The 25,508-nt window shown below is 64.9% G+C and carries 25 protein-coding genes; 10 read left to right on the top strand and 15 right to left on the bottom strand.

Translation table 11 applies throughout. From position 1 onward, the window contains the following. Positions 1-91: 91 nt before the first annotated feature. The gene (locus tag LXM55_RS01370) at positions 92-619 is read left to right on the top strand and encodes a DUF4946 domain-containing protein (protein WP_233317882.1); all 528 of its coding nucleotides are present in this window, start codon (positions 92-94) and stop codon (positions 617-619) included. 244 nt (positions 620-863) lie between these two features. Here the strand turns inward: LXM55_RS01370 and LXM55_RS01375 are convergent, their stop codons facing one another. The 3 genes from LXM55_RS01375 to LXM55_RS01385 form a co-directional block, all read right to left on the bottom strand. Then, entirely contained in the window at positions 864-1,229 is a 366-nt protein-coding gene (locus LXM55_RS01375) for a histone-like nucleoid-structuring protein, MvaT/MvaU family (protein WP_161757328.1), read from the bottom strand. Positions 1,230-1,474: 245 nt separating this feature from the next. Beyond that, positions 1,475-3,013, bottom strand: a complete 1,539-nt coding sequence (locus LXM55_RS01380; protein WP_233317885.1) for an EAL domain-containing protein — start codon at positions 3,011-3,013, stop codon at positions 1,475-1,477. An 83-nt stretch (positions 3,014-3,096) separates the two neighbouring features. Continuing rightward, positions 3,097-3,969 (bottom strand): LysR family transcriptional regulator, encoded by an 873-nt coding sequence (locus LXM55_RS01385; protein ID WP_233317889.1) that lies wholly within the window; start codon positions 3,967-3,969, stop codon positions 3,097-3,099. A gap of 85 nt (positions 3,970-4,054) precedes the next feature. On the opposite strand from LXM55_RS01385, the gene LXM55_RS01390 reads away from it, so the two are divergent. From LXM55_RS01390 to hpaR, 3 genes are all read left to right on the top strand, one after another. After that, complete coding sequence (locus LXM55_RS01390) at positions 4,055-5,011, top strand: DMT family transporter (protein ID WP_233317892.1); 957 nt, start codon at positions 4,055-4,057, stop codon at positions 5,009-5,011. Positions 5,012-5,262: 251 nt separating this feature from the next. After that, complete coding sequence (gene hppD / locus LXM55_RS01395; protein ID WP_016968663.1) at positions 5,263-6,339, top strand: 4-hydroxyphenylpyruvate dioxygenase; 1,077 nt, start codon at positions 5,263-5,265, stop codon at positions 6,337-6,339. Positions 6,340-6,466: 127 nt separating this feature from the next. Then, the gene (hpaR, locus tag LXM55_RS01400; RefSeq protein ID WP_233317895.1) at positions 6,467-6,889 is read left to right on the top strand and encodes a homoprotocatechuate degradation operon regulator HpaR; all 423 of its coding nucleotides are present in this window, start codon (positions 6,467-6,469) and stop codon (positions 6,887-6,889) included. Between the two features lie 19 nt (positions 6,890-6,908). Here the strand turns inward: hpaR and rarD are convergent, their stop codons facing one another. The 3 genes from rarD to LXM55_RS01415 form a co-directional block, all read right to left on the bottom strand. After that, positions 6,909-7,790 carry an EamA family transporter RarD gene (rarD, locus tag LXM55_RS01405; protein WP_233317896.1) on the bottom strand — a complete coding sequence of 294 codons (882 nt, stop codon included), beginning with the start codon at positions 7,788-7,790 and terminating at the stop codon, positions 6,909-6,911. A gap of 203 nt (positions 7,791-7,993) precedes the next feature. Beyond that, positions 7,994-9,007: an aldo/keto reductase gene (locus LXM55_RS01410; protein ID WP_233317898.1), complete on the bottom strand. Its 1,014-nt coding sequence runs from the start codon at positions 9,005-9,007 to the stop codon at positions 7,994-7,996. 132 nt (positions 9,008-9,139) lie between these two features. Beyond that, complete coding sequence (locus LXM55_RS01415; protein WP_233317900.1) at positions 9,140-10,039, bottom strand: LysR family transcriptional regulator; 900 nt, start codon at positions 10,037-10,039, stop codon at positions 9,140-9,142. Positions 10,040-10,139: 100 nt separating this feature from the next. Between LXM55_RS01415 and LXM55_RS01420 the strand changes: the two genes are divergently transcribed. Further along, positions 10,140-10,871, top strand: a complete 732-nt coding sequence (locus LXM55_RS01420) for an SDR family oxidoreductase (RefSeq protein WP_233317902.1) — start codon at positions 10,140-10,142, stop codon at positions 10,869-10,871. Continuing rightward, the gene (locus tag LXM55_RS01425) at positions 10,868-11,278 is read left to right on the top strand and encodes a hypothetical protein (RefSeq protein WP_233317904.1); all 411 of its coding nucleotides are present in this window, start codon (positions 10,868-10,870) and stop codon (positions 11,276-11,278) included. Before LXM55_RS01420 ends, LXM55_RS01425 begins: the two co-directional genes overlap by 4 nt. Before the next feature lie 63 nt (positions 11,279-11,341). Here LXM55_RS01425 and LXM55_RS01430 read toward each other — a convergent pair whose 3' ends face one another. Then, entirely contained in the window at positions 11,342-12,652 is a 1,311-nt protein-coding gene (locus LXM55_RS01430) for an MFS transporter (RefSeq protein WP_233317906.1), read from the bottom strand. Positions 12,653-12,898: 246 nt separating this feature from the next. Between LXM55_RS01430 and LXM55_RS01435 the strand changes: the two genes are divergently transcribed. Beyond that, a complete protein-coding gene (locus LXM55_RS01435) occupies positions 12,899-14,020 on the top strand; it encodes a sugar diacid recognition domain-containing protein (RefSeq protein ID WP_233317908.1) in 1,122 nt (373 codons plus the stop codon). Between the two features lie 221 nt (positions 14,021-14,241). Continuing rightward, complete coding sequence (locus LXM55_RS01440) at positions 14,242-15,384, top strand: glycerate kinase (RefSeq protein ID WP_233317910.1); 1,143 nt, start codon at positions 14,242-14,244, stop codon at positions 15,382-15,384. Between the two features lie 406 nt (positions 15,385-15,790). Here the strand turns inward: LXM55_RS01440 and hpaI are convergent, their stop codons facing one another. From hpaI to LXM55_RS01480, 8 genes are all read right to left on the bottom strand, one after another. Continuing rightward, the gene (gene hpaI, locus LXM55_RS01445) at positions 15,791-16,591 is read right to left on the bottom strand and encodes a 4-hydroxy-2-oxoheptanedioate aldolase (RefSeq protein ID WP_233317912.1); all 801 of its coding nucleotides are present in this window, start codon (positions 16,589-16,591) and stop codon (positions 15,791-15,793) included. A 10-nt stretch (positions 16,592-16,601) separates the two neighbouring features. Beyond that, positions 16,602-17,405: a 2-oxo-hept-4-ene-1,7-dioate hydratase gene (hpaH, locus tag LXM55_RS01450; protein WP_233317914.1), complete on the bottom strand. Its 804-nt coding sequence runs from the start codon at positions 17,403-17,405 to the stop codon at positions 16,602-16,604. A gap of 2 nt (positions 17,406-17,407) precedes the next feature. Next, complete coding sequence (locus LXM55_RS01455; RefSeq protein ID WP_233317917.1) at positions 17,408-18,715, bottom strand: MFS transporter; 1,308 nt, start codon at positions 18,713-18,715, stop codon at positions 17,408-17,410. 80 nt (positions 18,716-18,795) lie between these two features. Next, positions 18,796-19,185 (bottom strand): 5-carboxymethyl-2-hydroxymuconate Delta-isomerase, encoded by a 390-nt coding sequence (locus tag LXM55_RS01460; RefSeq protein WP_233317919.1) that lies wholly within the window; start codon positions 19,183-19,185, stop codon positions 18,796-18,798. Between the two features lie 135 nt (positions 19,186-19,320). Continuing rightward, the gene (gene hpaD, locus LXM55_RS01465; protein WP_233317921.1) at positions 19,321-20,172 is read right to left on the bottom strand and encodes a 3,4-dihydroxyphenylacetate 2,3-dioxygenase; all 852 of its coding nucleotides are present in this window, start codon (positions 20,170-20,172) and stop codon (positions 19,321-19,323) included. A 54-nt stretch (positions 20,173-20,226) separates the two neighbouring features. Continuing rightward, on the bottom strand, positions 20,227-21,687 hold the full coding sequence (hpaE, locus tag LXM55_RS01470) for a 5-carboxymethyl-2-hydroxymuconate semialdehyde dehydrogenase (RefSeq protein ID WP_233317923.1): 1,461 nt from the start codon (positions 21,685-21,687) through the stop codon (positions 20,227-20,229). Further along, positions 21,688-22,488 carry a fumarylacetoacetate hydrolase family protein gene (locus LXM55_RS01475; RefSeq protein WP_233317926.1) on the bottom strand — a complete coding sequence of 267 codons (801 nt, stop codon included), beginning with the start codon at positions 22,486-22,488 and terminating at the stop codon, positions 21,688-21,690. 9 nt (positions 22,489-22,497) lie between these two features. Further along, on the bottom strand, positions 22,498-23,157 hold the full coding sequence (locus LXM55_RS01480) for a fumarylacetoacetate hydrolase family protein (RefSeq protein WP_233317928.1): 660 nt from the start codon (positions 23,155-23,157) through the stop codon (positions 22,498-22,500). A 197-nt stretch (positions 23,158-23,354) separates the two neighbouring features. Here LXM55_RS01480 and hpaA point away from each other — a divergent pair, with 197 nt between their 5' ends. Both hpaA and LXM55_RS01490 read left to right on the top strand, forming a co-directional pair. Beyond that, positions 23,355-24,284, top strand: coding sequence for a 4-hydroxyphenylacetate catabolism regulatory protein HpaA (gene hpaA, locus LXM55_RS01485; protein WP_233317930.1), 930 nt, complete (start codon positions 23,355-23,357; stop codon positions 24,282-24,284). A 126-nt stretch (positions 24,285-24,410) separates the two neighbouring features. Further along, entirely contained in the window at positions 24,411-25,502 is a 1,092-nt protein-coding gene (locus LXM55_RS01490; RefSeq protein ID WP_233317932.1) for a DUF1176 domain-containing protein, read from the top strand. The last annotated feature ends 6 nt before the right edge of the window (positions 25,503-25,508 follow it).

Below are 25,508 nucleotides of genomic sequence, written 5' to 3' on the forward strand. Positions count from 1 at the left end.
TGGGCGGCGCCAAACCCAAAGCTCCTGATCTATTGCCCAATCCTGGCGCCGGGCTCAGACTTCCAGGCCCCATCCCTTAGTGTGCAAACGCATGATCGAGTCGTTCAAATTCCCCGTCGCGGCCCTGTTTCTTCTGGCTCTGGCTGGTGTGGCCCGGGCCGAGTCGCCAATAGCCTGGCCCCAGGGCTGGACAGTGGAGCCGCTACCCGCCCAGCAGGCGAGCGAAGCCGCCAAGGTCTCCCGACAAAGAGCGGTCAAGATGGATGCGGCCGGTAACCCACTGATGGTCATGGAGTTGACCATGAGCCAAGTCGACAGTGGGCATGTAGTCAATCTGCAAGGGGTATTGCTGGAGATGCGCAAGTCGGTACAAAAGGACTTTGCCCAAGGTGGTTATCAGAGTGTCTGTAACAAGATTCACTCCGCGCAATTGAGTCGCCTGGACGCCCTGGAGACCACTTGCACCATTACCCAGAATGGCCGGCATGTGCTTTCGCAAACATTGGTGGCGGCGCTGGATGGGGATAAGGCTTATGTACTTTCATACGCCGGTCAGGCCACAGCGTTTGCCGACAGCCAGGATGAAATACGCGCTGTACGAAATAGCCTTAAACTTTAAGGAAAAATCTGAAACACTCGGTTGGTTTTTCGCTGCTTGGCTGTTCGTTATCGAAAAGGTACTAAGTGCGAAGTTGGCTGGGCATCAGAGGTTAATAGGCAGCCTCGGGCTCGGCGCTGTATCGGGTAGAGGAAGGGGCGGGGTGTCGCTGAATCCCAACCTTAGATGCAAGTCGTAATAAGAATATTCTTATAAATGTAAAAGGCCCCGCATATGCAGGGCCTTTTTCAGGTAGCGGCTTTGCTCAAGCGCGCAACCAGGAATCCACAGTGGCGGCGCCGTACTGTTCTTTCCAGGCTTTCAGGCCGCGGTGGTTGCCGCCCTTGGTTTCGATCAGTTCACCGGTGTGCGGGTTCTGATAAACCTTGACCACACGGGCGCGGCGCTGTTTAGGGGCGTTGGCCTGTGGCAGGCCGGTCTTGCCCAGGTTCGGGTCAAGAATGGCGATGATATCTCGCAGGCTCTTGTCGTAGGACTTCATCAGGGCCTGAAGTTTTTCTTCGAACTCGATTTCCTTCTTGAGTCCGGCGTCATTTTTTAGGGATTCAAGCTGCGCGAGCTGTTCTTGAAGTGCTTTCTCTGCAGCACGAAATTCAGCAAGTCTGGACAATATCTTCACTCCAATAGTCTATTTTGGCTGATACAAACCACAAACAAAGCTATAAGCCATAAGCCGGTTAAGGCTTGATTAAGTGGCCTACCTGTGAATCTTGTACAGGCGGTAAAAATTGTAGTAGTTAATGCGCCAAGAGTAAATCAGGTTGTTCTTGTTCAAGCTCGATATTGCTCATTTGATACAGATTGGTGCAGCACTCGAGTTGTTAGAGCGATTGTCTTTCGTTCTGGTATGGCTATTTAATGGCGCGCTAGCGCAGTAACAAACTCAGCACTGGGCATGGGGCGTCCGAACAAATAACCCTGCAGGAAATCCACCCCCTTGGCCGTCAGGTAATCCCGCTGTTCTGCAGTTTCAATACCTTCGGCGACTATACCCAGGTCGAGTTTGGCCGAGAGTTCGATAATGCTGTCGAGTATATGCAGCGACAGTGCATCGGCGCCGATCATGGCGACGAAACTCTGATCGATTTTCAAATAGTCGACATTGAACTGGCGTAGATAACCCAGGCTGGAATGCCCGGTGCCGAAGTCGTCGATGGCAATCATCACCCCCAGTTCATGCAGCTCGGCGAACAGTTGGTGGGTCACGGCCGTGGGCTCGATCAGTTCGCGCTCGGTCAGTTCCAGCACGAGGATCACCTTGCCCTCCGGGAAACCGGCGAGGAACTCGCGGCAGTCCTCCAGCAGTTGCAGGTCCTGGCAATGGCTGGCACTGATGTTGATGCCGATATGAAAGCCGTCGCTGAAGTGCTCGGCGTGGGGAGCCAGGGCTTGTTGGGTCTGCTGCATCAGCGAACGCGTCATGGGCACGATCAGCCCCGAATGTTCGGCGAAGGGGATGAACAGGTCGGGGCGCACCAGCCCCTCTTTTGGATGCCGCCAGCGCATCAGCACTTCAATGCCGGCCCACTGCAGGGTGTCGCCACGGACCACCGGTTGAAAGTACGCAATGAACTCCTGGGCCCCCAGTGCCCGTTGCAGTTCGTGGGTCGGCGAGACGGAGCGCTTTTGCAGCCAGTGGGCGAGCACGCCCGCCGCCGCGCCGAAAAACACCAGCAGGCTGAACAGGGCCGGGTACTGGCTCTTCATGTAGTTCCAGACATCGCCTGCGGGGAAGCCCGAGCTGACGCTGTAGGGGTAGCGCGATGAACGCAGGTGCTGGCTGGCGACGGCCTCCAGCGGCGGGGAGCCGTCATGCACGGTGCCGTCCCTGGACAGCCAGTGCCCGCCGACCTGCAGTTGCAGATGGGCGAAGCGGCTGATCAGGCGCAGGGCATTGGTCAAGTGATAGCCGTCAATGGTCGCCAGGGCGGCGCGATCGCCCTCGCTCCAGCGATAGACCAGCAGCGCAGTGTCGGGGGTGATGGGGTTGCCGTTCATCAACCAGAGGCGGCCGTCCACGTAGTCCTGGGGGTTGAGCGGCACCGCGAAGTTACCGAGCAAGGAGCTGCAATAGTTGATGTTGCGCCACACCAGGTTGGTCGAGCGGACGAAGGGCCGCCGCGTGACCTGCTCGCGCAGCGCCAACTGCCGGACTTCATCGCAATCGCGGCCCACCTGGGGCAACAGCGTCCTGGCGGCGAGGTCGGTGTTGTCGAGCATCAGGTCGAATTGGCGGATGGCCTCCTCGGCGGTTTCCAGGCTGCTGTGCATCAGCGCGCGTTCGGCCTGGGCGTAGAGAATCAGGGCGCCGAGCCCGATGGGAAGCAGTATCGCCAGTAAGGTCCAGAACATGCGGGTCGAGCGTTTCAGTGGACCTTTGGCGGTCAGGGGCATGGATCGAACCTGTCGGCGGAGGAGGGGCGGTGCACAGGTCGTGGCCCCTGGCACGGTCTTGATGATCGCAGGATAGACGGCTTTTAGCGGCGATACAGGCGTTGCGCGTGCTGGATGAAGGCCAGGGTCGCCGGCGACGCCTGACGCCGGTCCAGCACCGCGATCGCCACTTGGCGACGCACCGCCGGAGCCAGGGGCCGGCTCACATAACGCGGGTCCACAGCCTGGGGCAGCGACAGTTCGGCGACGACGCTCAAGGCATCGCCACGGGCCACGGTCTCCAGGGTGCTGAGCAACTGTGAACTGCGATAGCGGATGTTGGGGTGCAGGCCGGCACCGATGAACAAGCGTGAAACCAACTCCGCCGACCCGGCTTCGGTGAGCACGAAGGGGTCATGGCACAGCTGTTCCAGGCGCAGTTGCGCTTCGCTGGCCAGGGCGTGGCCGGCCGGAATCAATGCCAGCAATTGGTCATCGACCAGAGCAAAGGTGTCGAAGCGTTCCTGGGGCAGCACCACGAAGCCCAGGTCGATCCGACGCTCTTCCAGCCACTGCAGGACCTGGCGATCGGGGCCTTCGTCAATGTGCACTTCGATGCCCGGGTGCTCGCGGCGATAGTCATCGAGGATCCGCGGTAACAGGCGGATCGAGGCGGTGGGGCCGAACGAGCCGATGCGCAGGGTGCCACGCTTCATTCCCCGGGCATCCGCGGCTTCCTCGGCCAGGGTCGCGGCCAGACCGAGCATGGCCCGCGCGCGCTGGAGCAATTGAGCACCGATGTCGGTAAGTTCGACCTGAGCCTGATGCCGGCGAAACAACGCCACCTGCAACTCCTGTTCCAGGGACTTGATGGCGTGGGACACCGCCGACTGGGTGATGCCCAGGCGCGTGGCGGCGCTGGTAAAGCCCTGGAGTTCGGCCACCAGGGAAAAGATCTCCAGTTGGGTAAGAGTCATGAGTAAAAGCTCATTTTACGATGATCAGGCATTAGACAAAAAATGGCCGTGCAGCACAAATCCATTGCCTCAGAGCGTCTTGACCATGAGTGAAAGCAACATCAGCGGCCCCCTGGCGGCCGAATACCGGGACCTGGCGGTGTATGCCCGCCTGGCGGCAGTCACCACGATCTGGGGCGGCACCTTTGTCGCCGGGCGCTATCTGGCCGGCGGGCTCACGCCCTTGCTCGCCGCCAGCCTGCGCTTTCTCCTGGCCAGCCTGGCCTTGCTCGGCTTCATGGCGCTGGCGCGCATTCCCCTGGCGCGGCCCAACCTCAGGCAGTTTGGCCAACTGGCGCTGCTGGGTTTCTTCGGGATCTTCTTCTACAACCTGTGCTTCTTCCTCGGTCTGCAGCAGGTCAACGCTTCCCGGGCGTCGTTGATCGTGGCGCTGAACCCTGCGGTGATTGCCCTGGCGTCCTGGGCGCTGTTCAAGGAGCGTCTGGGGCGGCGCCAGCTGCTGGGGATTGTCCTGTGCCTGAGTGGCGCGGCCCTGGTGATCTGCAGTCGCGACCCTTCGGCCCTGGCGGTGCAGGCCGGTGGCTGGCGCGGCGACCTGCTGATTCTTGGCTGTGTCCTGGGTTGGGGCGTGTACTCGCTGTTTTCCAAGGGCTTGAACCACAGCCTGGGCCCCTTGCAGACGGTCACCTATTCGATCCTCCTGGGCACCTTGATGCTCTGTGTTGCCACCCTGGCCCGTGGTGAATTCGAATGGCAGGCGCTGGCCCGGCTCAATTTCGCCCAAGGCCTGAGCCTGCTGTACCTGGGCGTACTGGGCTCGGCGCTGGCCTACATCGGGTACTACGACGGTTTGCGGCGCATCGGTGCCACCCGGGCCGGGGTGTTCATCGCGCTCAACCCGCTGACGGCGGTGATTCTCGGCGCGCTGCTGCTGGAAGAACAGGTGAGCCTGGTGATGGGGTTGGGCGGGGCGTTGATTCTGGGCGGCATCTACCAGTGCAACAAACCCCTTGCGGGCAGGGCAAAAAAGGCGATTTTATAGAGAATGCGGACAAAGGCTTTTACGCTGTGTAGAATCCGGTTACGCATACAATAATAAAGTCTTCTGGCAGCAGAAGCCTCGCCCCCCAGCCTGTAAGACAGGGTCGAAATGAAGATTCTCGGGTTTCAACTGATCTATGGTGACTTCCTCGCCCGCAGCGTGCGGGGTATCTCCTGCGCGCCACCGTCCTTCCTCAGCATTGCTAGCAACTAACGATCCGTTAATTCTAAAAATATGATGAGGCGCCAACCATGGCAGATATCTTCGAAAACCCAATGGGCCTGATGGGCTTTGAATTCATCGAATTCGCATCGCCTACCCCCAACACCCTCGAACCGATCTTCGAGATCATGGGTTTCACCAAAGTCGCGACCCATCGCTCAAAAGACGTGCATCTGTATCGCCAGGGCGCGATCAACCTGATCCTCAACAACGAGCCCCACAGCGTCGCTTCGTACTTCGCGGCCGAACACGGCCCGTCGGTGTGCGGCATGGCGTTCCGGGTCAAGGATTCGCAGAAGGCCTACAAGCGTGCCCTGGAACTCGGCGCCCAGCCGATCCACATTGAAACCGGCCCGATGGAACTGAACCTGCCGGCCATCAAGGGCATCGGCGGCGCGCCGCTGTACCTGATCGACCGTTTCGGCGAAGGCAGCTCGATCTACGACATCGACTTCGTGTTCCTCGAAGGCGTGGACCGCAACCCACAAGGCGCGGGCCTGAAGATCATCGACCACCTGACCCACAACGTGTACCGCGGGCGCATGGCCTACTGGGCCGGCTTCTACGAGAAGCTGTTCAACTTCCGCGAGATCCGCTACTTCGACATCAAGGGCGAATACACCGGCCTGACCTCCAAGGCCATGACCGCCCCGGATGGCATGATCCGCATCCCGCTGAACGAGGAGTCGTCCAAGGGCGCCGGGCAGATCGAAGAGTTCCTGATGCAGTTCAATGGCGAGGGCATCCAGCACGTGGCCTTCCTCACCGACGACCTGGTGAAGACCTGGGACGCGTTGAAGAAGATCGGCATGCGCTTCATGACCGCGCCGCCGGACACCTACTACGAGATGCTCGAAGGCCGCCTGCCGAACCACGGCGAGCCGGTCAAGGAGCTGCAAGCGCGTGGCATCCTGCTGGACGGTTCTTCGGAAGCCGGCGACAAGCGCCTGCTGTTGCAGATCTTCTCGGAAACCCTGATGGGCCCGGTGTTCTTCGAATTCATCCAGCGTAAAGGCGACGATGGTTTCGGCGAGGGCAACTTCAAGGCGCTGTTCGAATCGATCGAGCGCGACCAGGTGCGGCGTGGCGTACTCGCCACCGAGTAACCCCCGGCACGCTTGAGCCAGCGGCCCGGTCAGGGAAATCCTGACCGGGCTTTATTTTGCCTGTCGGTTGGCGATTGTGAATGTGTTAATGTTTCGCCCCGATTCCCAGCCGCTGACCGACGCCTCGATGAAAACACCCAGACCTTCCCTGACCTTGACCCTGCTTCAGGCCCGTGAGGCCGCCATGGCATTTTTCCGTCCTTCGCTGAACCAGCACGACCTGACCGAGCAGCAATGGCGGGTGATCCGCATCCTGCGCCAGAACGGCGAACTGGAAAGCCACCAGCTGGCGAAGATGGCCTGCATCCTGCCGCCGAGCATGACCGGTGTGCTGACCCGCCTGGAGCGCGACCAGTACGTCAGCCGGCGCAAGTCCCCGGAGGACCAGCGCCGCCTGTTCATCACCCTGACCGACAAGGGCCAGGCCTGTTTCGAATCCATGAGCGGCGACATGGAAATCAACTACCAGAAGATCCAGCAGCAGTTCGGCGAAGACAAGCTGCAAGCCTTGCTGGCCCTGCTCAACGAGCTGAAACAGATCAAGCCCTGAGCCCCGGCGGGCGCGCGGCTCAGTTGCGGCGCTGGCGCAACAGGTGCCGGACCCCTTCAAGCACCAGCACCAGCACCGCCAGCCAGACCGGCACATAGGTCAGCCATTCCCCGGCCTTGATGCTTTCCCCCAGCAGCAGTGCGACAAACAACAGCAACACCGGCTCGACATAGCTGAGCAGGCCGAACAGGCTGAACGCCAGCAAGCGGCTGGCGATGACGTAGCACGCCAGTGCCGAGGCGCTGATCACCCCCAGCAGCGGAATCAGCAGGTACAGGCCGGGGTGGTTGTCGACCACGGCAAAGCCTTGCTCGCCGCCTTGCACAAACCACAACGCCGCCGGGATCAGCAGGGCCATGTCCAGCCACAGGCCACCCAGGTGATCGGTGCCCAGGCGACGGCGCAGGACGAAATACACCGGGTAGCCCAAGGCCACCACCAGGGTCGCCCAGGAAAAACTGCCGACCTGATACAGCTCGTTGAGCACCCCGAGGCAGGCCAGTAGGGTGGCGACTTTCTGCAAGCGCGACAGGCGCTCGCCATAGACGATGCGCCCGGTCAGGACCATGGTCAGCGGCAGCAGGAAATAACCCAGGGACACGTCCAGGCTGTAGCCGTTGAGCGGCGCCCACATGAACAGCCAGAGCTGCACCCCCACCAGGGCCGCCGACAGCAGCAGCGCCAGGCTCAGCAGCGGTTGCCTGGCCACCTGGCGCAGCACTTGGCCGACCCGGTGCCATTCGCCACTGACGATCATGAACAGGGTCATGCAGGGCAGGGTCAGGAGCATCCGCCAGCCAAAGATCTCCACCCCGGTCAGGGGCGCCAGCAGCGAGGTGTAGAAATACATGACGGCAAACAGCACCGATGCCAGGACCGATAACGCAATACCTTTAGACACACTGTCCTCGTAATACCCGAACGCTCGGGACACATAGAAATAAGGAGGGAGAAGCGAGGGGGGAATATAGAGGGTTGATCGCGGTTTTTTTGCTCTGATTGCGCCATCGCGGCGGGATTTTTTCTCGTTTATGGCGACAGTGGCGCAGAGCCTGCCACAGCCGGGGCCGGTGGCGCGCGCCTTTGCGCCGCCACCGGCCGGGTTCAGCCCAGGTGCGGAAAACGACCGGAGACGAAATGGCTCACGTCGTTGAAGCCGGGGGTCGAAGCGTGTCCCGGGCTCACCAGGGCGTCGATGAAGGCCTCGTCCTCGGCGCTGATCTTCACGTCCAGGGCGCGGGTGTAGGCGTCCCACTGGGCTTCGGTGCGCGGGCCGACAATCGCCGAGCTCACCGCCTGGTTGTTGAGCACCCAGGCGATGGCGAATTCGACGATGCCGACCCCGCGGCCTTGGGCGTACTCCTGGATCTGCTGGGCCATGCGCAGGGACTCGACCCGCCACTCGGTCTCCAGGATGCGCTTGTCCTGGCGCCCGGCGCGGCTGTTGCTGTCCGGGGCCACGTCCGGCGCGTACTTGCCGCTGAGCACGCCCCGCGCCAGCGGGCTGTAGGGCACCACGCCCAGGCCGTAAGCCTTGGCCGCGGTGATCTGTTCGGCTTCGGCCTGGCGGTTGACGATGTTGTACAGCGGCTGGCTGATCACCGGGCGGTCCACCCCCAGCTGGTCGGCGAGGCGAATCGCCTCGGCAATCCGCCAGCCGCGGTAGTTGGACAGGCCCCAGTAACGGATCTTGCCCTGGCGCAACAGATCGCCGATGGCCGAGATGCTCACCTCCAGCGGCGTGTTGTGGTCTTCGCGGTGCAGGTAGTAGATGTCCAGGTAGTCGGTGCCCAGGCGGGTCAGGCTGGCGTCGATGCCGTTGAAGATGTGCTTGCGGCTCAGGCCGCTGCGGTTGGGCACGCCATCCGCCGGGCCGAAGCCAACCTTGGACGCCAGCACCCACTCATGGCGATGGCTGGCGATGGCCTCGCCGACGATCTCCTCGGAGCGGCCCTGGGTGTAGACATCGGCGGTGTCGATGAAGTTGATCCCCTGGTCCCACGCCTTGTCGATGATGCGCAGCGAGTCTTCGGTGTTGGTCTGCTCGCCGAACATCATGGTGCCCAGGGTCAGGCTGGAAACCTTGAGACCGGAATGGCCGAGGATGCGATAGCTCATGGGCGAAATCCTTGTGCTAGAGGGGTGGCCAGGGGATTTCCGGCCATCGGAGGCGACCATCAAATACCATAACGCCCGCCTCCTGCAATGCCTGAGTGGCGCCACCTCATGCCGCTCCGGGACCGGTGCTGGTCAGGGGCACAGCGCCCGACAGCGCTGCAACACAAAGCCGTGCAGCAGCCGCACCCGCTCGGACACTTGCAAGCGATGGGGGCACAGCAAGTTGAACGGCGCCAGCTCCCCCTGCCAGTCGCCGAGCAGCGGCACCAGGCGCCCGGCGCGAATGTCCTCGGCCACATCCAGCCGGGCCTTGTAGACAATGCCGTGGCCGGCCAGGGCCCAGCGTCGGGCCACTTCGCCGTCGTCGCACAGGTAGTCGCCGCGCACCGGCACCTCGCGGGTGTCGTCGCCACGGCTGAAGCGCCAGCTGTCATAAGGCCGGTCGTTGCGCAGGTAGAGCAGGGCGCTGTGCCGCGACAGCTCCTCGGGCGACTGCGGGGCGCCGCAACGGGCCAGATACGCCGGGCTGGCGCAGGCCACGCGCCGATGCTCGGGAAGGATCGGCAGGGCCACCAGGCTCGAATCCTCGGGCACGCCAAAGCGCAAGGCCACGTCCACGGTGTCGCGGAACAGGTCGGCGTGGCGGTCATTGAGCCGCAGTTGCAGGCGCAATTGCGGGTGCTCGGCCTTGAAGTCGTCAAGCCAGGGCAGCAGCGCGTTGCGCCCGAAATCCGACGGCGCCGACAGCTGCAACACCCCGGCCAGGCCCTGGCTCTGTTGCTTGAGCGCCTGCTCGCCATCCTCCAGGGTGGCCAGGGCCAGGCGCACGCTGTCCAGATAGCGCCGGCCTTCCTCGGTGAGCCGCATGCTGCGGGTGGAACGCGCCAGCAAGCGGCAGTCGAGGCGGGTTTCCAGGCGCTTGAGGGCGATGCTCGCGGCGGCAGCGGTCAGGCCCAGGGAGCGGGCGGCGGCGGAAATGCTCCCGGCATCGGCGGTGCGCACGAAGATTTCCAGGTCGAGGATCGAGCTCATTGATAAAAATCCTTTAAAGATCTTTGCGTTTTAGCTGGATTTTTCCTCGATTGGCAAGCTGGGAAGATGCAATCACTTTCAATCGCAGCAGGTGATCGCAATGACTCTTTCCAATTTAAGCTTGTCCCGGCAAACCGTGGTGGTGATCGGTGCCGGCAGCGGCATTGGCGCCGCCGTGGCGCGTCAGGCCGCCGCTCGTGGTGCGCGGGTGGTGCTGGCCGGGCGCAACCTCGACGCCCTGCAGCGCCAGCAGGCGCAACTGGCGGAACCGGCGCGCAGCATGGCCGTGGACATCACCGATGCCGCCAGCCTCCAGGCCCTGTTCGCTGCCGTGGGCAGCTTCGACCACCTGGTGATCAGCGCCGGCCCGGCCATCGCCGCCAAGCCCCTGGTCGACACCGACCTGATGGACGCCCAGCGCGCCTTCGAGGTGAAGTTCTGGGGCGTGTGGCGCGCGGTGCAGGCGGCGCTGCCGACGCTCGCGCCCCAGGGCAGTATCAGCCTCACCTCGGGCCTGCTGTCGCGCAAGATGGTCCCCGGGCAGGTGCTCAAGACCACCCTCAACGCCGCGCTGGAAGCCTTGGGCAAGCACCTGGCCAAGGAGCTGGCACCGCGCCGGGTCAACGTCATCAGCCCTGGGGTCACCGCCACCGAAGCCTATGCCGGGATGCCCGAGGAGGCGCGGCAGGCAATGTTCGCCCGCACCGCCGCGAACCTGCCGGTGGGCCGTGTCGGGCAGCCGGACGAGGTGGCGGCGGCCTTTATCCTGGCCATGGAAAACGGCTTTATCAGCGGCAGCCTGATCGACGTCGATGGCGGTGGCCTGCTGTGAACTGGCGCTTCGATCACCTGGCGTTCAACTGCGACCAGGGCCAGGCGTTGCAACAGGCGTTCGCCGATCTGCTGGGGTTGCAACCGGGGCGGCGGCCACCGTTTCCCTTTCCCGGGCGCTGGCTGTACCAGGACCGGCAGGCGCTGGTCCACGTCATCGAACAGGCCGATAACCCCGAGCCGCAACTGAGCCACATCGCCTTCAGCACCGAGGAGGCGGCCGACGCGGTGTTGCGGCGGGTGCAAGCCAGTGGCCTGGAGCATCAGGTGGCGCAGGTGCCGGAAGACGGCCTCTGGCAAATCTTCGTCCGCCTGCCCGGCGGCCTGCTGCTGGAGCTGGATGCCCCGGCGGCGGGGGAGTTGGCCATCAGCCACGACTACACCCGGCACGCGGGTGCGCCGGACTGACGCCAGCGCTGAAAAAAGCCCGTTCCAGCCTAGGCTCGAACGGGCTTTTGGCGTTGCCGCGGCTTAGCGTTTCAGGGGGCGGGTCATGCGCAGCGCCAGCAGGCTGCCGCCGACAATCACCGCCGCCAAGAGGTACAGCGCGGCATCGGTGGAGCCGGTGCTGTCCTTGACCCAGCCGACGATGTAGGGGCTGAGGAAGCCGGCCATCTGGCCCATGGAGTTGATCAGCGCCAGGCCCCCGGCCGCCGCGCCGGCGCTGAGCAGCGCAGTGGGCACCGGCCAGAACATCGGCAGGCCGGTGAGGGCGCCCATGGTGGCGAGGGTCAGGCCGAAGATCGCCAGGGCCGGGTTGGCGGCGAAATTCACCGCGATCAGCAGGCCCACCGCGCCCATCAGCATCGGCACCACAAGGTGCCAGCGGCGCTCCTTGCGCAGGTCCGCCGAGCGACCCACCAGCAGCATGAACACCGCCGCCAGCAGGTAGGGAATGGCGCTCAGCCAGCCGATCACTAGGTTGTCGGCAAAGCCCAGGTTCTTGATGATCGACGGCAGCCAGAAGTTGATCGCGTAGACCCCGCTCTGGATGCAGAAGTAGATCAGGCCGAACGCCCAGATCGCCGGGTTCTTGAACACCGCGGCCAGGGAGTCGCTGGCGGTCCTGGGCTGGTTGGCGAGGTCCGTTGCCTGGTCGGCCTCCAGCACTGCGCGTTCAGTGGGGGTCAGCCACTGGGCGTGGGCGAAGCTGTCGCTGAGCAGGAAGAATGCCAGGGCACCGAGAATCACCGTGGGAATGCCTTGCAGCAGGAACATCCACTGCCAGCCGGCGAGGCCGCCCTGGCCGGCGGCGAAATGGTTGAGGATCCAGCCGGAGAACGGGCTGCCGAGCAAGCCGGAGACCGGGATCGCCGACATGAACAGGGCCATGATCCGGCCCCGGCGGAAGGTCGGGAACCACTGCGAGAGGTACAGCACCACGCCGGGGAAGAAGCCGGCTTCGGCGGCCCCGGTGAACAGGCGCAGGGTATAGAACTGGGTCGGCGTGCTGACGAACAGCAGGCAGGTGGAGAGGGTGCCCCAGGTGATCATCATCAGCGCGATCCAGCGCCGCGGGCCGAACCGGTTCAGCGCCAGGTTGCTCGGCACGCCGCACAGCACGTAGCCGATGAAGAAGATCCCGGCACCCAGGCCGTAGACCGTTTCGCTGAATTTAAGGGCATCGAGCATCTGCAACTTGGCGAAGCCAACGTTGACCCGGTCCAGGTAGTTGAACAGGTAGCAGACGAAGATGAAGGGGATCAGGCGCAGGGTGATGCGCTTGTAGACGGCGTTCTTGTCGTCAGTCTGGGCCAGTGCGGCAGCGGCGCTCTGTGACATGGTGTGTCTCTCTTTATTATGATTTTTCGCGGTGCAAGGGTAACGTTGACCGCCCTGAGAGTCTCGGCCAGCGGGGTGGGCCTGTCTTTGTGCCGGCGCACAGCGATTGGCCCCGGGCCCTGTGCCACTGAACAATGTTATTGAGCGCGTTACTCAACGCGTTACTGAACGACGTTAATTAATAACGTCACTGCCGCGCCACGTGCGGCCCGTCCCAGCTGCTGCAGTCGTCAAGGATCATCCCCCATGTTCGAACTGGATCACGACCTGGCGCAGGATATCGTCGACCGCACGATGGCGATCCTGCCCTACAACGTCAACGTCATGGACAGCCAGGGCCTGATCCTCGGCAGTGGCGAGCCGGAGCGCATCAACACCCGGCATGAAGGCGCGCAACTGGTGCTGGCCAACGGCCGGGTGGTGGAGATCGACGAACCCACCGCGCGCCAGCTCAAGGGCGTGCAGCCGGGGATCAACCTGCCGTTGCTGCACGACCGGCGGCTGATCGGGGTACTGGGCATCACCGGTGATCCGGCGCTGTTGCGCACTTACGCCGAACTGGTGCGCATGACCGCCGAGATGCTGGTGGGCCAGCGCCACCAGCAGGCCGAGCAGCAATGGCGGCGCCAGCGCTGCGACGACTTGCTGGCCCTGCTGTTGAGCGACAGCGGCGACTCGCCGCGGCTGGAGGATGAAGCCCGGCAGATGGGCCTCAAACCGCAACTGGCACGCACGCCTTACCTGTTCGAACTGGGGCTGGAGGCGGCCGCGGGGCAGGGTGTCGAGAGCCTCAGCGCCTGGTTGATGAGCCGTTACCCGGACAGCTGGTGCGTCAGTTCGTCGAAGACCTCCCTGCTCTGGTGCCGCCCGGCGAACCTCGGCCTGGACAACCCGCGCCTGCTGGAAAAGCTCGACGGCCTGGGCTGGAACATCCAGCGGGTGGCCGTCGGCGGGCAGGCCGATGGCCTGGCGGGCTTGCGCCGTTGCTATCGCCGGGTCGGCGACCTGCTGGCCTACGGCCGCGACCTCTTGCCGGACTCGCGGCTGCTGACCCTCAACCGCTACCGCCTGCCAGTGATGCTCTGGCGCCACCGCAACGACGACGCCCTGGACGAACTGCTGGCGCCGTTGCGCAAGGTCCTGGCCAAGGACAGCAACGGTCAGCTGCTGGCGACCCTGCGCAGCTGGTGCGAGCACGATGGCCAGAGCCAGGCCTGCGCCGATGCCCTGGGCATCCACCGCAACAGCCTGCGCTACCGCATGGAGCGCATCGCCGAACTCAGCGGCGTCGACCCCTTGCGCCTGGACGGCATGCTGGCCCTGTACCTGGGGGTGCAATTGCTGCCCCGCAGCGCCGAATCGTCCTGACCCCTCGTTGTCGCCGCGGCTGAGCCGGCGAAGGTCCGCAGGACCTTGCTTGAGGGTCTCCCGCCGACCCCTTCACGCCCTTGCAATCAACAGCGTCGTCCGGCCAATCTGCCGCCCTTGTAGCAATGAACAATAAAGCCCCCCCGGACTTGTGCAGCGGCCCGGGGTCAGCGCCTGCGCCAGATGGCAGCATGGCGGCACAAGAACCGGAGAACGCCCCCATGAAAATCATCATCGCCCCCGACTCGTTCAAGGACAGCCTGAGTGCCGCAGGCGTGGCCCAGGCCATTGCCCAGGGGCTGGCCGAGGTCTGGCCCGATGCCGAGCTGTGCCAGTGCCCGATGGCTGATGGTGGCGAGGGCACCGTGGAGTCGATTCTCGCCGCCTGTGACGGGCAACTGCGCCGCCATCGGGTCCAGGGGCCGCTGGGGGCGGCGGTCGAAGCCCGCTGGGGCTGGCTGCCCCAGAGTCACACGGCGATCATCGAAATGGCCGAGGCCAGCGGCCTGCAATTGCTGGCGCTGGAGCAGCGCGATGCCTGCAACAGCAGCACCTTCGGCACCGGGGAGCTGATCCAGGCCGCGCTGGATGCCGGGGCCCGGCGCATCATCCTGGCGATTGGCGGCAGTGCCACCAACGACGGCGGCGCGGGTGCCCTGCAAGCCCTGGGCGTGAAGTTGCTGGACCGCCAGGGCCGGATACTGCCCCGTGGCGGCCTGGCCCTGGCTGACCTGGCCGCCATCGAACTGGGCAGCATGGACCCGCGTCTGGCCCAGGTGCGTTTTGAAATCGCCGCCGACGTCAACAACCCGCTGTGCGGCGAACAGGGCGCTTCAGCGATCTTCGGTCCGCAGAAAGGGGCTTCGGCGCAGCAGGTGCAGCAGCTGGACCAGGCCCTGGGGCACTTTGCCAACCTGTGCGCCGAGGTGCTGCCCAAGGATGTGCGTGACGAACCTGGCAGCGGTGCGGCGGGTGGCCTGGGGTTTGCCGCCAAGGCCTTTCTCGCCGCGCAGTTTCGCCCGGGCGTGGAAGTCGTGGCGGAACTGGTGGGCCTGGAACGGGCCATGCGCGGGGCTGATCTGGTGATTACGGGTGAAGGGCGTTTCGACGCCCAGACCCTGCGGGGCAAGACGCCGTTTGGCGTGGCGCGGATTGCTCGGGAGCAGGGCGTTCCGGTGATTGTGATTGCTGGCACGCTGGGTGAGGGTTATCAGCAGCTCTACTCGCACGGGGTGGATGCGGCCTTTGCTCTGGCCAGTGGTCCCATGAGTCTGGAGCAGGCTTGCCGTGAAGCGCCGCGTTTGTTGCGTGAACGTGTGGTTGATATTGCCCGGGTTTGGTGTCTGGGTAGCAGTGCCCGTTAGTGAGTGGGGTGGGGTACATATCCGTTGCTGCGGTAATGGCGGCTGGCGGTTTCGCTTTTACAGCGACTCACTTTTGAAAAGCGCAAAAGTAAGCAAAACGCTTCTGCCCCTCCACTCGGCGCCTCGCCTAGGCTCGGCATGCCCTCTCTCCGGCATTGATCCGTGGGCCGCCGCCACCGGCCGTCCCTGGCCGGATGGCGGCTAACCCGGCGTCCTGCCGGGTTACCCACGGCTCAATGCCTGCGTTCGGCCATCGTGTCTAAGGGGGCAGGAAGATCAAAATCAAAATCTGACGGCGGCCTTGCGGCCGGCCTGAAGCGGGAGTGGGGTGTTACCTGTGAGCTGGTTGGCCAGCGAAGAGCCCTTCGAGCATTGCAGTGCCCGCCGGGCCGCCAGCCATCGCCCGTCAGTAGACCCCGCCGTCGCGGGTGGGGGTGTCCAGGGTCTTGTACTGGCCGACCAGGCTTTGCAGGCCCTTCATCAACACCGTGGTATCCACCCCCACGGCCACGAAGTTCGCCCCCAGTTCGATGCTGCGCCGGGCCAGGCGCTGATCGGCGCTGAGAATCCCCGCCGCCTTGCCTGCGCGGCGTATGCGCACGATGGCGTCCTCGATGGCCGCGGCGACATCCGGGTGCCCGGGGTTGCCGCGCTGGCCCATGGCCGCGGACAGGTCCGCCGGGCCGATGAATACGCCGTCAACGCCGTCCACCGCGAGGATTTCATCCAGGTTGCGCAGGCCTTCGAGGTTCTCGATCTGCACCAGCAGGCACATTTGTTCATCGGCGCGGTCCAGGTAGTCGGCGATGCTGTTCCAGCGCGATGCCCGGGCCAGGGCGCTGCCCACGCCACGCACCCCGAGTGGCGGATAGTGCATGGCTCGCACCAGCTGGCGCGCCTGCTCGGCGCTTTCGACCATGGGGATCAGCAGGGTCTGGGCGCCAATGTCCAGCAGTTGCTTGATCAGTGCGGTGTCGCCGATCGGCGGGCGGATGATGCCCTGGGCTGCGTAGGGGGCGATGGCCTGCAACTGCGCCAGCAGGCTGCGCAGGTCGTTGGGGGCGTGTTCGCCGTCCAGCAGCAGCCAGTCGAAACCGGCGTTGGCCGCCAGCTCGGCGCAGTAGCCGTCCGCCAGCCCCAGCCACAGGCCGATCTGCGGCTCGCTCTGGTGCAGGCGTTGCTTGAACAGGTTCAGTGGCATGTCCATGGCGTTCTCCTCAGACAAAGCGGCAGGCAATGCTGCCCAACTGATCGTAGTCGACGTGGAAGACATCCCCGGGGCGGGCCGCCACCGGGCGGGTAAAGGAGCCGCCGAGAATGATCTGCCCGGCTTCCAGGCCGACGTCGTAGGCCGCGAGCTTGTTGGCCAGCCAGGCCACGCCCTTGGCCGGGTGGTTGAGCACCGCCGCGGATACCCCGGATTCCTCGATCACGCCATTGCGGTAGAGCACCGCCGGCACCTTGCGCAGGTCCACATCCCCGGGGCGCACGGCGCGGCCGCCCATCACCACCCCGGCGTTGGCGGCGTTGTCGGAAATGGTGTCGAAGACCTTGCGCGTGGCCTGGGTCTGCGGGTCCACCTGCTGGATGCGGGCGTCGATGATCTCTAGGGCCGGGATCACCCAGTCGGTGGCGTCCAGCACATCGAACAGGGTGCAGTGGGGGCCTTTCAAGGGCTTGCCGAGGATGAACGCCAGTTCCACCTCGACCCGCGGAACGATAAAGCGCTGGAACGGAATGTCCGTGCCTTCATCGAACAGCATGTCGTCCAGCAGGGCGCCGAAATCCGGCTCGGTGATGTTCGACGACACCTGCATCGCCCGCGATGTCAGGCCGATCTTGTGGCCCACCAGCTTGCGCCCGTCGCGGATCTTCTGTTGCACCCAACTGCGCTGGATGGCGTAGGCATCCTCGATGCTGATGTCGGGGTATTGCAGGGACAACTGGCCGATCTGTTCGCGGCTGCGTTCGGCGGCATTCAGGCGCGCCGCGGCTTCCTGGATATCCGAGGGGCTGAGCATGGTTATTTCTCCCGAGGGTTGACGATATGGGCCGGCACCTGGAGCACCAGCCAGGCGCCCAGGGCGATCAGCAGGGCCAGGGCATAGAGGGCCAGGCTGGCGCTTTGCGTGGCGTCACGCACCACGCCGATCAGATAAGGGGCCAGGAAGGCGGCAACGCTGCCGAAGGAGCTGATCAGGGCAATGCCCGCCGCCTGGGCGTTGCTGGCCAGAAACGCTGGCGGCAGTTGCCAGAACATCGGCAACGCGGCGCTGGCGCCCATGCCGGCCACCAGCAGGCCGAACATCACCAGCCACGGGTTGCCCGGGGCCAGCCCGGTGAGGATCAGGCCGAGGCTGGACATCAGCAGCGGTATCGCCAAATGCCAGCGGCGTTCGCGCAGGCGGTCCGAAGAGCGGCCGATGCCGAGCATGAACAGGCAGCCGGCCAGATAGGGCAGGGCACTGAGCATGCCGACATTGCTGTCCCGGGCGATGCCGGCGTGATGGATCAGGGTCGGCATCCAGAAGGCGATGGTGTTCACCGCCAGCATCACCGCGAAGTACACGCACACCAGCAGCCAGACGTGGCGATCCTTGAGGATGCCGCTGAAGCGGGTGATGGACTTGTGCTGTTCTTCCTGTTGCAGGGCCTGGCGCAGCCAGGTTTTCTGCGCCGGGGTCAGCCAGTCCACCTGCTCGATGCTTTCCGGCAGGGCCTTGAGCACCACCAGCCCCAGCAGGACCACCGGCAGGCCTTCGATCAGGAACATCCACTGCCAGCCGCGCAGGCCGCCAAAGTCGTGGAAGCTTTCCAGGATCCAGCCCGACAAGGGGCCACCGATGACCCCGGCCATGGGCACCGCGATGGCGAACAGCGCGGTCACCTGACCCCGGCGGCGGGCGGGGAACCAGCGGTTGAGCAGCACCAGGATGCCGGGGAAGAAGCCTGCTTCGGCAACCCCCAGCAGAAAGCGCAGGACGTAGAACCCCCAGGCGCTGTCCACCAGCATCAGGGCGCTGGACAGCAGGCCCCAGACCAGCATCAGGAAGGCGATCCAGCGCCGTGGGCCAACCCGGTCCAGGGCCAGGTTGCTGGGTACGCCGAACAGCGCATAGGCGACGAAGAACAGACCGGCGCCGAGGCCGTAGACGCTGTCGCTGAAGCCCAGGTCCTGAGTCATCTGCAGCTTGGCGAAACCGATATTGATGCGGTCCAGGTGGGCGAAGATGTAACAGACGAACAACAGCGGCATCAGCCGCCAGGTGATCTTGCGATAGCAGTCGTCGACCTCGGCGCGCGAGGTCTCGGCGATGGTGGCGTGGGGCATGGCAAGGGTCTCGTTATTGTTCTTGTGTGGGGCGCCGGCCTGCTGGAGCCGGCTTGCCGACGACAGGGCCGGCACGTGGCTCAGCTCTGTCGGCGCAGGAACTCGTGCACGTTGTTGTGCTTGAAGTTCAGCTCGGCCTCCAGCTCGCTCATCTCGAACGACAGCGCCAGCAGGCGCTGGGCCTGCAGCGCGGCGAAGTGCGCCTTGATGATTTCGAACAGGCCTTCGGCGACCTCGCGTCGGGTCGCCAGGTCGCGCCCGGCCCCCACTTGCAGGCGCATGTGGACGAAGGCGTAGTCGTGCTTGCCATCGGCCATGCGCCAGGTGTCCAGGCGCACTCCGCGGCTGCGAATGCCGCCCAGGGGGAACACGCCCGTGGCGCCCAGGTAGTCATGAACCTTGGTGAACAGCCCCGGCAGGTCGGCGGCCTGTTCGATGTTGTCGGTGTACTCAGCGATGAAATGTGGCACGGAGGCCTCCTTCGGAGGCAGCAGCAAGCGGCAAGCTACAAGCTGCAAGAGGGTTCTCTTGCGGCTGTAGATTGGCGACTTGCCGCTGCTGTCGATGTGGTCTTGCAGCTTGAAGCTGGAAGCTTGCCGCTGCTGCTAGAAAATGGCGTTGATCTGGCCGGTGCCGGAGCTGCCGAACAGCGGCGTGACGATCTCGGCCGGGCGGTTGTGTTCAGGCCCGCCCAACAACCCCAGGAGCATTGCCGTATCGTGCATGCCGCCCTCGCCGTGGCAGCTGCTGGCGTAGTCCGGGAGCATGGCGCAGAACTCGCGAAAGCGGCCCTGCTGCCACAGTTCCACCACGCGCTGGTCGACCTGCTTGTCGAATTCCCGGGTCCAGTTGTGGATGTTGGCCTCGGCTTCGCGGTCGTTGGAGAAACGGTGGGACAGCGAACCGGACGCCAGCACCAGGACCTTGCGGTCGCTCTTTTCGATCGCCCGGCGCACCGCGGCGCCGAAGGTGAAGCTGTCTTCCAGTTTGTGCCAGGCACACCAGGCCGCGATCGACACCACCTTGAAGTGCTCGGCGGCGGGCACGTCCATGTGCATGTAGCGCATGGGCACCAGGGTGCCGTATTCCAGCTCCAGGCTGGGGATGTTGTGGGCCAGGGTACGCACGTCGGCGGCGTTGGCCTCGGCGGCGATCAGTTCCCCCAGTTCCGGGCAGCCCTGGTAGTCGTAGGTCATGTTCTTGATGAAGTGCGGCAGCTCGTTGCTGGTGTAGGTGCCGTTGAACACCTCGCCGCAATTGATGTGGTAGCCGCTGTTGACCAGCCAGTGCACGTCGAACACCACCGCGGTGTCGGCCCCCAGCGCCCGGGCGCGGCGGGCGATTTCCTTGTGCCCGGCAATCGCCGCCTCACGGCAGCCGTGGTGCTTGCCCGGCAGTTCGGACAGGTACATCGATGGAACGTGGCAGACCTTGGCGGCCATGACGACTTCGCCCATGGTGCTTCTCCTGAAACATCTTATTGTTGGCGTGATCCGGGACGGTTCTGAACCTTACACGCCCCAGCGCGGAATGGGGTGACTGCCCATGGAGAGGCAGACGTTCTTGATCTCGGCAAACACCTCGAAGCTGTACTCGCCGCCTTCACGGCCGGTGCCCGAGCCCTTGATGCCCCCGAACGGCTGGCGCAGGTCACGCACGTTCTGGCTGTTGATGAACACCATGCCGGCCTCGATGCCCCGGGCCAGGCGATGGGCCTTGCCGATGTCCTGGGTCCAGATGTAAGAGGCCAGGCCGTACTCGGTGTCGTTGGCCAGCTGCAGGGCCTGGGCCTCGTCCTTGAACGGGATCAGGCACACCACCGGGCCGAAGATCTCTTCCTGGGCGATGCGCATCTGGTTGTCGACGTCGGCGAACACCGTGGGCTGAATGAACTGCCCACGGGCCAGGTGCGCCGGCAGGTTGGCCGGGCGTTCCAGGCCGCCGGCCAGCAGGGTCGCGCCTTCCTCGATGCCGATGCGGATGTAGCCGGTGACCTTGTCGTAGTGGGCCTGGGTGATCATCGAGCCGACCTGGGTCTTGGGGTCCTGCGGGTCACCGACGATCAGGCGCTTGGCCCGGGCGGCGAACGCCTTGACGAACTGCGGGTAGACGCTTTCCTGGATGAAGATCCGGCTGCCGGCGGTGCAGCGCTCGCCGTTCAGGGAAAAGATGGTGAACAGCGCGGCGTCCAGGGCCCGCTCCAGGTCGGCGTCCTCGAAGATCAGCACCGGCGACTTGCCGCCCAGTTCCATGGAGTACTTCTTCAGGCCGGCGGTCTGCATGATCTTCTTGCCGGTGGCGGTGCCGCCGGTGAAGGAAATCGCCCGCACGTCCGGGTGGCGCACCAGGGCATCGCCGGCGGTGGCGCCGTAGCCCTGGACGATGTTCAGCACCCCGGCGGGAATTCCGGCTTCCACCGCCAGGCGGCCCAGTTCGTTGGCGGTCAGCGGCGACAGTTCGCTCATCTTCAGCACTGCGGTGTTGCCCAGGGCCAGGCACGGCGCGGTCTTCCAGGTGGCGGTCATGAACGGCACGTTCCACGGCGACACCAGGGCGCAGACGCCCACCGGCTGGTACAGGGTGTAGTTGAGCATCTGGTCGTCCACCGGGTAGCTGTGGCCATCCATGCGGGTGCAGACCTCGGCGAAGAAGTCGAAGTTGTGCGAGGCCCGGGGAATCAGCACGTTGCGGGTCTGGTGGATCGGCAGGCCGGTGTCCAGGGTTTCCAACTCCGCCAGGTGCGGCACGTTTTCCTCGATCAGCGCGCCCAGGCGGCGCATCAGCCGGGCGCGTTCCTTGGCCGGGGTATTGGCCCATTTCGGGAAGGCGTCCTTGGCCGCCGCCACCGCCTGGGCGATTTCCCCGGCGCCGCCGCTGGCCACCTCGCCAATGGCTTCACCGGTGGCGGGGTTGTAGTTGGTGAACACTTCACGGCTTTCGACTTCGCGACCGTTGATCCAGTGCTTGATCATTTATGCGTGCTCCTTGGCCGCGGTGGTGGGTTCTGGTTGGGCGTGATGGGCGAAGAATTCGCTTTCGCTGACGATGCGGTTGACCAGCCGGCCGACGCCTTCGATCTCCACCACCACTTCATCGCCGGGCACCACGTCGGACAGGCCTTCGGGGGTGCCGGTGGCGATCATGTCGCCCGGTTGCAGGGTCATGAAGCCGGACAGGTATTCGATCAGGTAGGGGATGTCGAAGATCATGTCGGCGGTGCTGCCTTGCTGGCGCAGCTCGCCGTTGACCCAGGTGCGCAGGGTCAGCTTGTTGGGCTCGGGCACCTCGGCCGCGTCGATGATCCACGGGCCCACCGGGGTGGTGGCGTCGCGGTTTTTCACCCGCAGGTTGGGCCGGTAGTAGTTCTCCAGGTAATCGCGGATCGCGTAGTCGTTGCACAGGGTGTAGCCGGCCAGGTAGTTGAGGGCGTCCTCGCGCTTGACGTTGCGCGCGGTCTTGCCGATCACCGCCACCAGCTCGCACTCGTAGTGCATGTAGGCGACGTTGTCCGGGCGCCAGGTCACCTGCTTGTGGCCGGTGTAGGTGCCCGGCGACTTGATGAACACCAGGGGCTCGGTGGGCGGCTTGAAGGCCAGCTCGGCGGCGTGGTCGGCGTAGTTCAGGCCCAGGGCGAACAGGGTCCCGGTGGCCGGCGGCAGCCACTGCACCTGGTCTTCGGCCAGGACCCGGCCGTCCTCCAGTTGCAGGGTGTTGGGGCCGGTGACGAGGGCTTGGTGGACCTGCCCCTGATAACGAATGCGTGCCTGTTTCATGTCGGTTCCTTATTCGGCCACGATGGTGTTGGCGAGGCGGCCCAGGCCGCTGATCTGCACGTCGACCCGGTCGCCGGGGCGCACGTCGACCCGGCCTTCGGGGGTGCCGGTGATCAGCACGTCGCCGGGGTGCAGGGTCATGAACTCGCTGATCTCGGCGATCAGCTGGGGAATGCTGCGCACCAGGTTGGCGGTGCTGTTGTGCTGCACCCGCTGGCCGTTGACGAACAGTTCCAGGCTCAGCGCGTGGGGGTTGGCCACCTCGGCGGCCGGCACCAGCTGCGGGCCCAGGGCGCAGAAGCCGTCGCGGCACTTGGCCTTGACCGCCGGGCGGTAGTAGCTGTCTTCCGGCAGGCTGAACTCGTTGACAATGGTGTAGCCGGCCACATGGTCCATGGCCTGTTCCAGGCGCACCCGGCTGGCGCGCTTGCCGATCACCACGCCCAGCGCCGGGCCCGGCTGCAGGCGTTCCACGCCCTGGGGAAAGACCACCGGCGCTTCATGGCTGTTGCGGGTATTGGGGGTCTTGATGAACAGCACCGGCTTCACCGGCGGCTTCTGGTAGGGCGGCTGGGTGAAGCTCTGCAGATGGCTCTGCAGCAACCCCTGATAGTTCAGCGCAACGCCGAACAGGGTGCCGCCGGCGTGATCGTTCAGTGCACGGCTCATCGGGCTCTCCTGGTGTTCGTTCCCGTGGCGGCTTGCCGCTGGTGGGTCGATTTCGTTAATGTGTTAACGTTATATTTAATATGTTAACGATCGTCAAGCGACGACCTTGCAGGTTCCAACCCGAAGTGGCGGGCAAGCCGCGAATCACGCAGGATGCGCAGGGTCCGCGTGGATGAAAATAAAAACAGAAGGGCGCCATGAACCCACGCCAACCGATCCCCAACATCAACATCGGCCAGGTCTACGACCAGCGTTACGCCGATGCCCAGGTGCATTACGACAAGCTCAGCAACCTGGCCGGCTTCTTCGGCCGCAACATGCCGGTGCACCGCCACGACCGTTTTTTCCAGGTGCATTACGTGCAAAGCGGCGCGGTGCGGGTCTACCTCGATGACCAGCAGTACCTGGAGTCGGGGCCGATGTTCTTTCTCACCCCGCCGACCATTCCCCATGCCTTCGTCACCGAGGCCGACAGCGAGGGCCACGTGCTCACCGTGCGCCAGCAGCTGGTCTGGGAACTGATCGGCGCCGACCCGGCCCTGGCCCCGGCGCCGCTGGTGCCACCGGCCTGCGTGGCCCTGGCGCGGCTGGGGCCGCCGTTCGCCGGCGAGGTGCGGCGCCTGGAGTGCCTGTTCCATGAGTTGCAGCAGGAAGTCGCCGGGCAGGACGCGGGGCGCGAGCCGGCCCTGGAAGCCCTGACCCGGCTGCTGATGATCAGCCTGCTCAGGCTTTCGGCGAATTCCCTGACGGCGCGTCCGGCGCGCCATGAAGACCTGCAGATCTTTCACCGCTTCAACGAGCTGATCGAGGCCCGCTACCTGGAACACTGGCCCCTGGGCCGCTACGCCAGCAGCCTGGGGGTGACCGAGGCGCGGCTCAATGACGTCTGCCGGCGCATCGCCGACCTGCCGTCCAAGCGCCTGGTGTATGAGCGGCTGATGCAGGAGTCCAAGCGCCTGCTGCTGTTCACCGGCAGCTCGATCAACGAGATCTGCTACCAGCTGGGCTTCAAGGACCCGGCGTATTTCAGCCGCTTCTTCCAGCGTTACGCCAAGACCGCGCCGGGGGAATACCGCGCGCGCCAGGGCCAGACGAACCCGCCAGGGGCCGACGCGCCAGGCCCTTGAGCGCTGGCGCCGGGTCGGGCCGTTCGGCGCGGCTGCGATGCCTCGCCCGGGGCGCTGGCGATGGCGGTATTCGAACCTGGCCGAGCGTGGCAGAATCCGCGCCTTTGTCTGACCAGGAGCGTCGTCATGCTGCGTCCCGCTGTGCTGTCTTTGCTGGTGCTTGGCGCCGCTCCCTGCCTGGCCCAGGAGCTGCCGGAACTGACCCCGCTGTGGGTGCAGCAGCAGGGCTGGATCAGCGCCTGCGACAACCGCCGCGACTGCCAGCTGCTCTACACGCCGAACATCGGGTTTGCCGAGCCGGTCAACCACCTGACCCTGATCATCCGCAGCCAGGCCGGTCCCGAAGGCCGGCTGCAGCTGCAACTGGAGCACCAGGGCGCGCCTATCGAGCCCAACGCGCTGCGCCTGGACGGCCGGCCGCTGGAGCCCGCCTTGCTGGCGGCGCTGGTGCAGGAAGTGGAAGCCCCCGACAGCACCCGGCAGCAGCAGTATTACCGGGTTGACGATCAGGCCCTGGCCCGGCAATGGCTGGCGCGGTTGCGCAGCGGGCAGGTGCTGGAGCTGCCGGGGGCGCAACCGGCCCGGGTGCTTCTGACCGGGCTGGCCGAATTGCTGCAACAGGTCGATCAGGTGCAGCACCGCCAGGGCACGCTCAGCGCCCTGGCCACGCCCGGCGAACAACCGGCCAGCGCGGTGCCCAGGGTCCAGGCGGCCCCGGCGTTGCGCCCCTATCCCGGGGTGACGCCGCTCAGTGCCCGGGAGCGCAGCGGGCTGCGGGCGGCGGTGCAGAAAACACTGCCAGCGCCTAAGTCGGAAGAGGACGACGACTACGTCATGCCTGCGCGCATCGAGCTCTATCCGCTGACGGCGCAGCAGGCGCTGGTGTTCGAGTTCTCCGACTGCGGCGCCTATATCTGCCTGTTCGACATCAGCAGCCGCTCGCGCACCGCGCCCTATGCGCTACAGCCCCTGCAGATGCAGGCATTGCCGGACGGCAGCGTCGACCATGCCGGCGGCATCAACTATGACCCCGAAACCGGGACGCTCAGCAGCTTCCTCATGGGCCGCGGGATCGGCGACTGCGGGGAAATGGCCAGTTGGCACTTCGACGGCCAGGCCTTCCAGCTCACCGACTACCGGCGCATGCCCAATTGCAGTGGCCTGGGCTACGACAACTGGCCGGTGCTCTGGAGTGCCGAGGCGCCGAAGCGCCCCTGAACCCTG

It is taken from the genome of Pseudomonas sp. Au-Pse12, assembly GCF_021341665.1.
In the GTDB taxonomy this organism is placed as follows: Bacteria; Pseudomonadota; Gammaproteobacteria; order Pseudomonadales; family Pseudomonadaceae; genus Aquipseudomonas.

Bases quoted from the DNA above. Each gene is read 5' to 3' on its own strand.
- LXM55_RS01370 (WP_233317882.1), top strand. From the start codon at position 92: ATGATCGAGTCGTTCAAATTCCCCGTCGCGGCCCTGTTTCTTCTGGCT.
- LXM55_RS01380 (WP_233317885.1), bottom strand. From the start codon at position 3,013: ATGCCCCTGACCGCCAAAGGTCCACTGAAACGCTCGACCCGCATGTTC.
- LXM55_RS01385 (WP_233317889.1), bottom strand. From the start codon at position 3,969: ATGACTCTTACCCAACTGGAGATCTTTTCCCTGGTGGCCGAACTCCAG.
- LXM55_RS01390 (WP_233317892.1), top strand. From the start codon at position 4,055: ATGAGTGAAAGCAACATCAGCGGCCCCCTGGCGGCCGAATACCGGGAC.
- hppD (WP_016968663.1), top strand. From the start codon at position 5,263: ATGGCAGATATCTTCGAAAACCCAATGGGCCTGATGGGCTTTGAATTC.
- hpaR (WP_233317895.1), top strand. From the start codon at position 6,467: ATGAAAACACCCAGACCTTCCCTGACCTTGACCCTGCTTCAGGCCCGT.
- LXM55_RS01410 (WP_233317898.1), bottom strand. From the start codon at position 9,007: ATGAGCTATCGCATCCTCGGCCATTCCGGTCTCAAGGTTTCCAGCCTG.
- LXM55_RS01415 (WP_233317900.1), bottom strand. From the start codon at position 10,039: ATGAGCTCGATCCTCGACCTGGAAATCTTCGTGCGCACCGCCGATGCC.
- LXM55_RS01420 (WP_233317902.1), top strand. From the start codon at position 10,140: ATGACTCTTTCCAATTTAAGCTTGTCCCGGCAAACCGTGGTGGTGATC.
- LXM55_RS01430 (WP_233317906.1), bottom strand. From the start codon at position 12,652: ATGTCACAGAGCGCCGCTGCCGCACTGGCCCAGACTGACGACAAGAAC.
- LXM55_RS01435 (WP_233317908.1), top strand. From the start codon at position 12,899: ATGTTCGAACTGGATCACGACCTGGCGCAGGATATCGTCGACCGCACG.
- LXM55_RS01440 (WP_233317910.1), top strand. From the start codon at position 14,242: ATGAAAATCATCATCGCCCCCGACTCGTTCAAGGACAGCCTGAGTGCC.
- hpaI (WP_233317912.1), bottom strand. From the start codon at position 16,591: ATGGACATGCCACTGAACCTGTTCAAGCAACGCCTGCACCAGAGCGAG.
- hpaH (WP_233317914.1), bottom strand. From the start codon at position 17,405: ATGCTCAGCCCCTCGGATATCCAGGAAGCCGCGGCGCGCCTGAATGCC.
- LXM55_RS01455 (WP_233317917.1), bottom strand. From the start codon at position 18,715: ATGCCCCACGCCACCATCGCCGAGACCTCGCGCGCCGAGGTCGACGAC.
- hpaD (WP_233317921.1), bottom strand. From the start codon at position 20,172: ATGGGCGAAGTCGTCATGGCCGCCAAGGTCTGCCACGTTCCATCGATG.
- hpaE (WP_233317923.1), bottom strand. From the start codon at position 21,687: ATGATCAAGCACTGGATCAACGGTCGCGAAGTCGAAAGCCGTGAAGTG.
- LXM55_RS01475 (WP_233317926.1), bottom strand. From the start codon at position 22,488: ATGAAACAGGCACGCATTCGTTATCAGGGGCAGGTCCACCAAGCCCTC.
- LXM55_RS01480 (WP_233317928.1), bottom strand. From the start codon at position 23,157: ATGAGCCGTGCACTGAACGATCACGCCGGCGGCACCCTGTTCGGCGTT.
- hpaA (WP_233317930.1), top strand. From the start codon at position 23,355: ATGAACCCACGCCAACCGATCCCCAACATCAACATCGGCCAGGTCTAC.
- LXM55_RS01490 (WP_233317932.1), top strand. From the start codon at position 24,411: ATGCTGCGTCCCGCTGTGCTGTCTTTGCTGGTGCTTGGCGCCGCTCCC.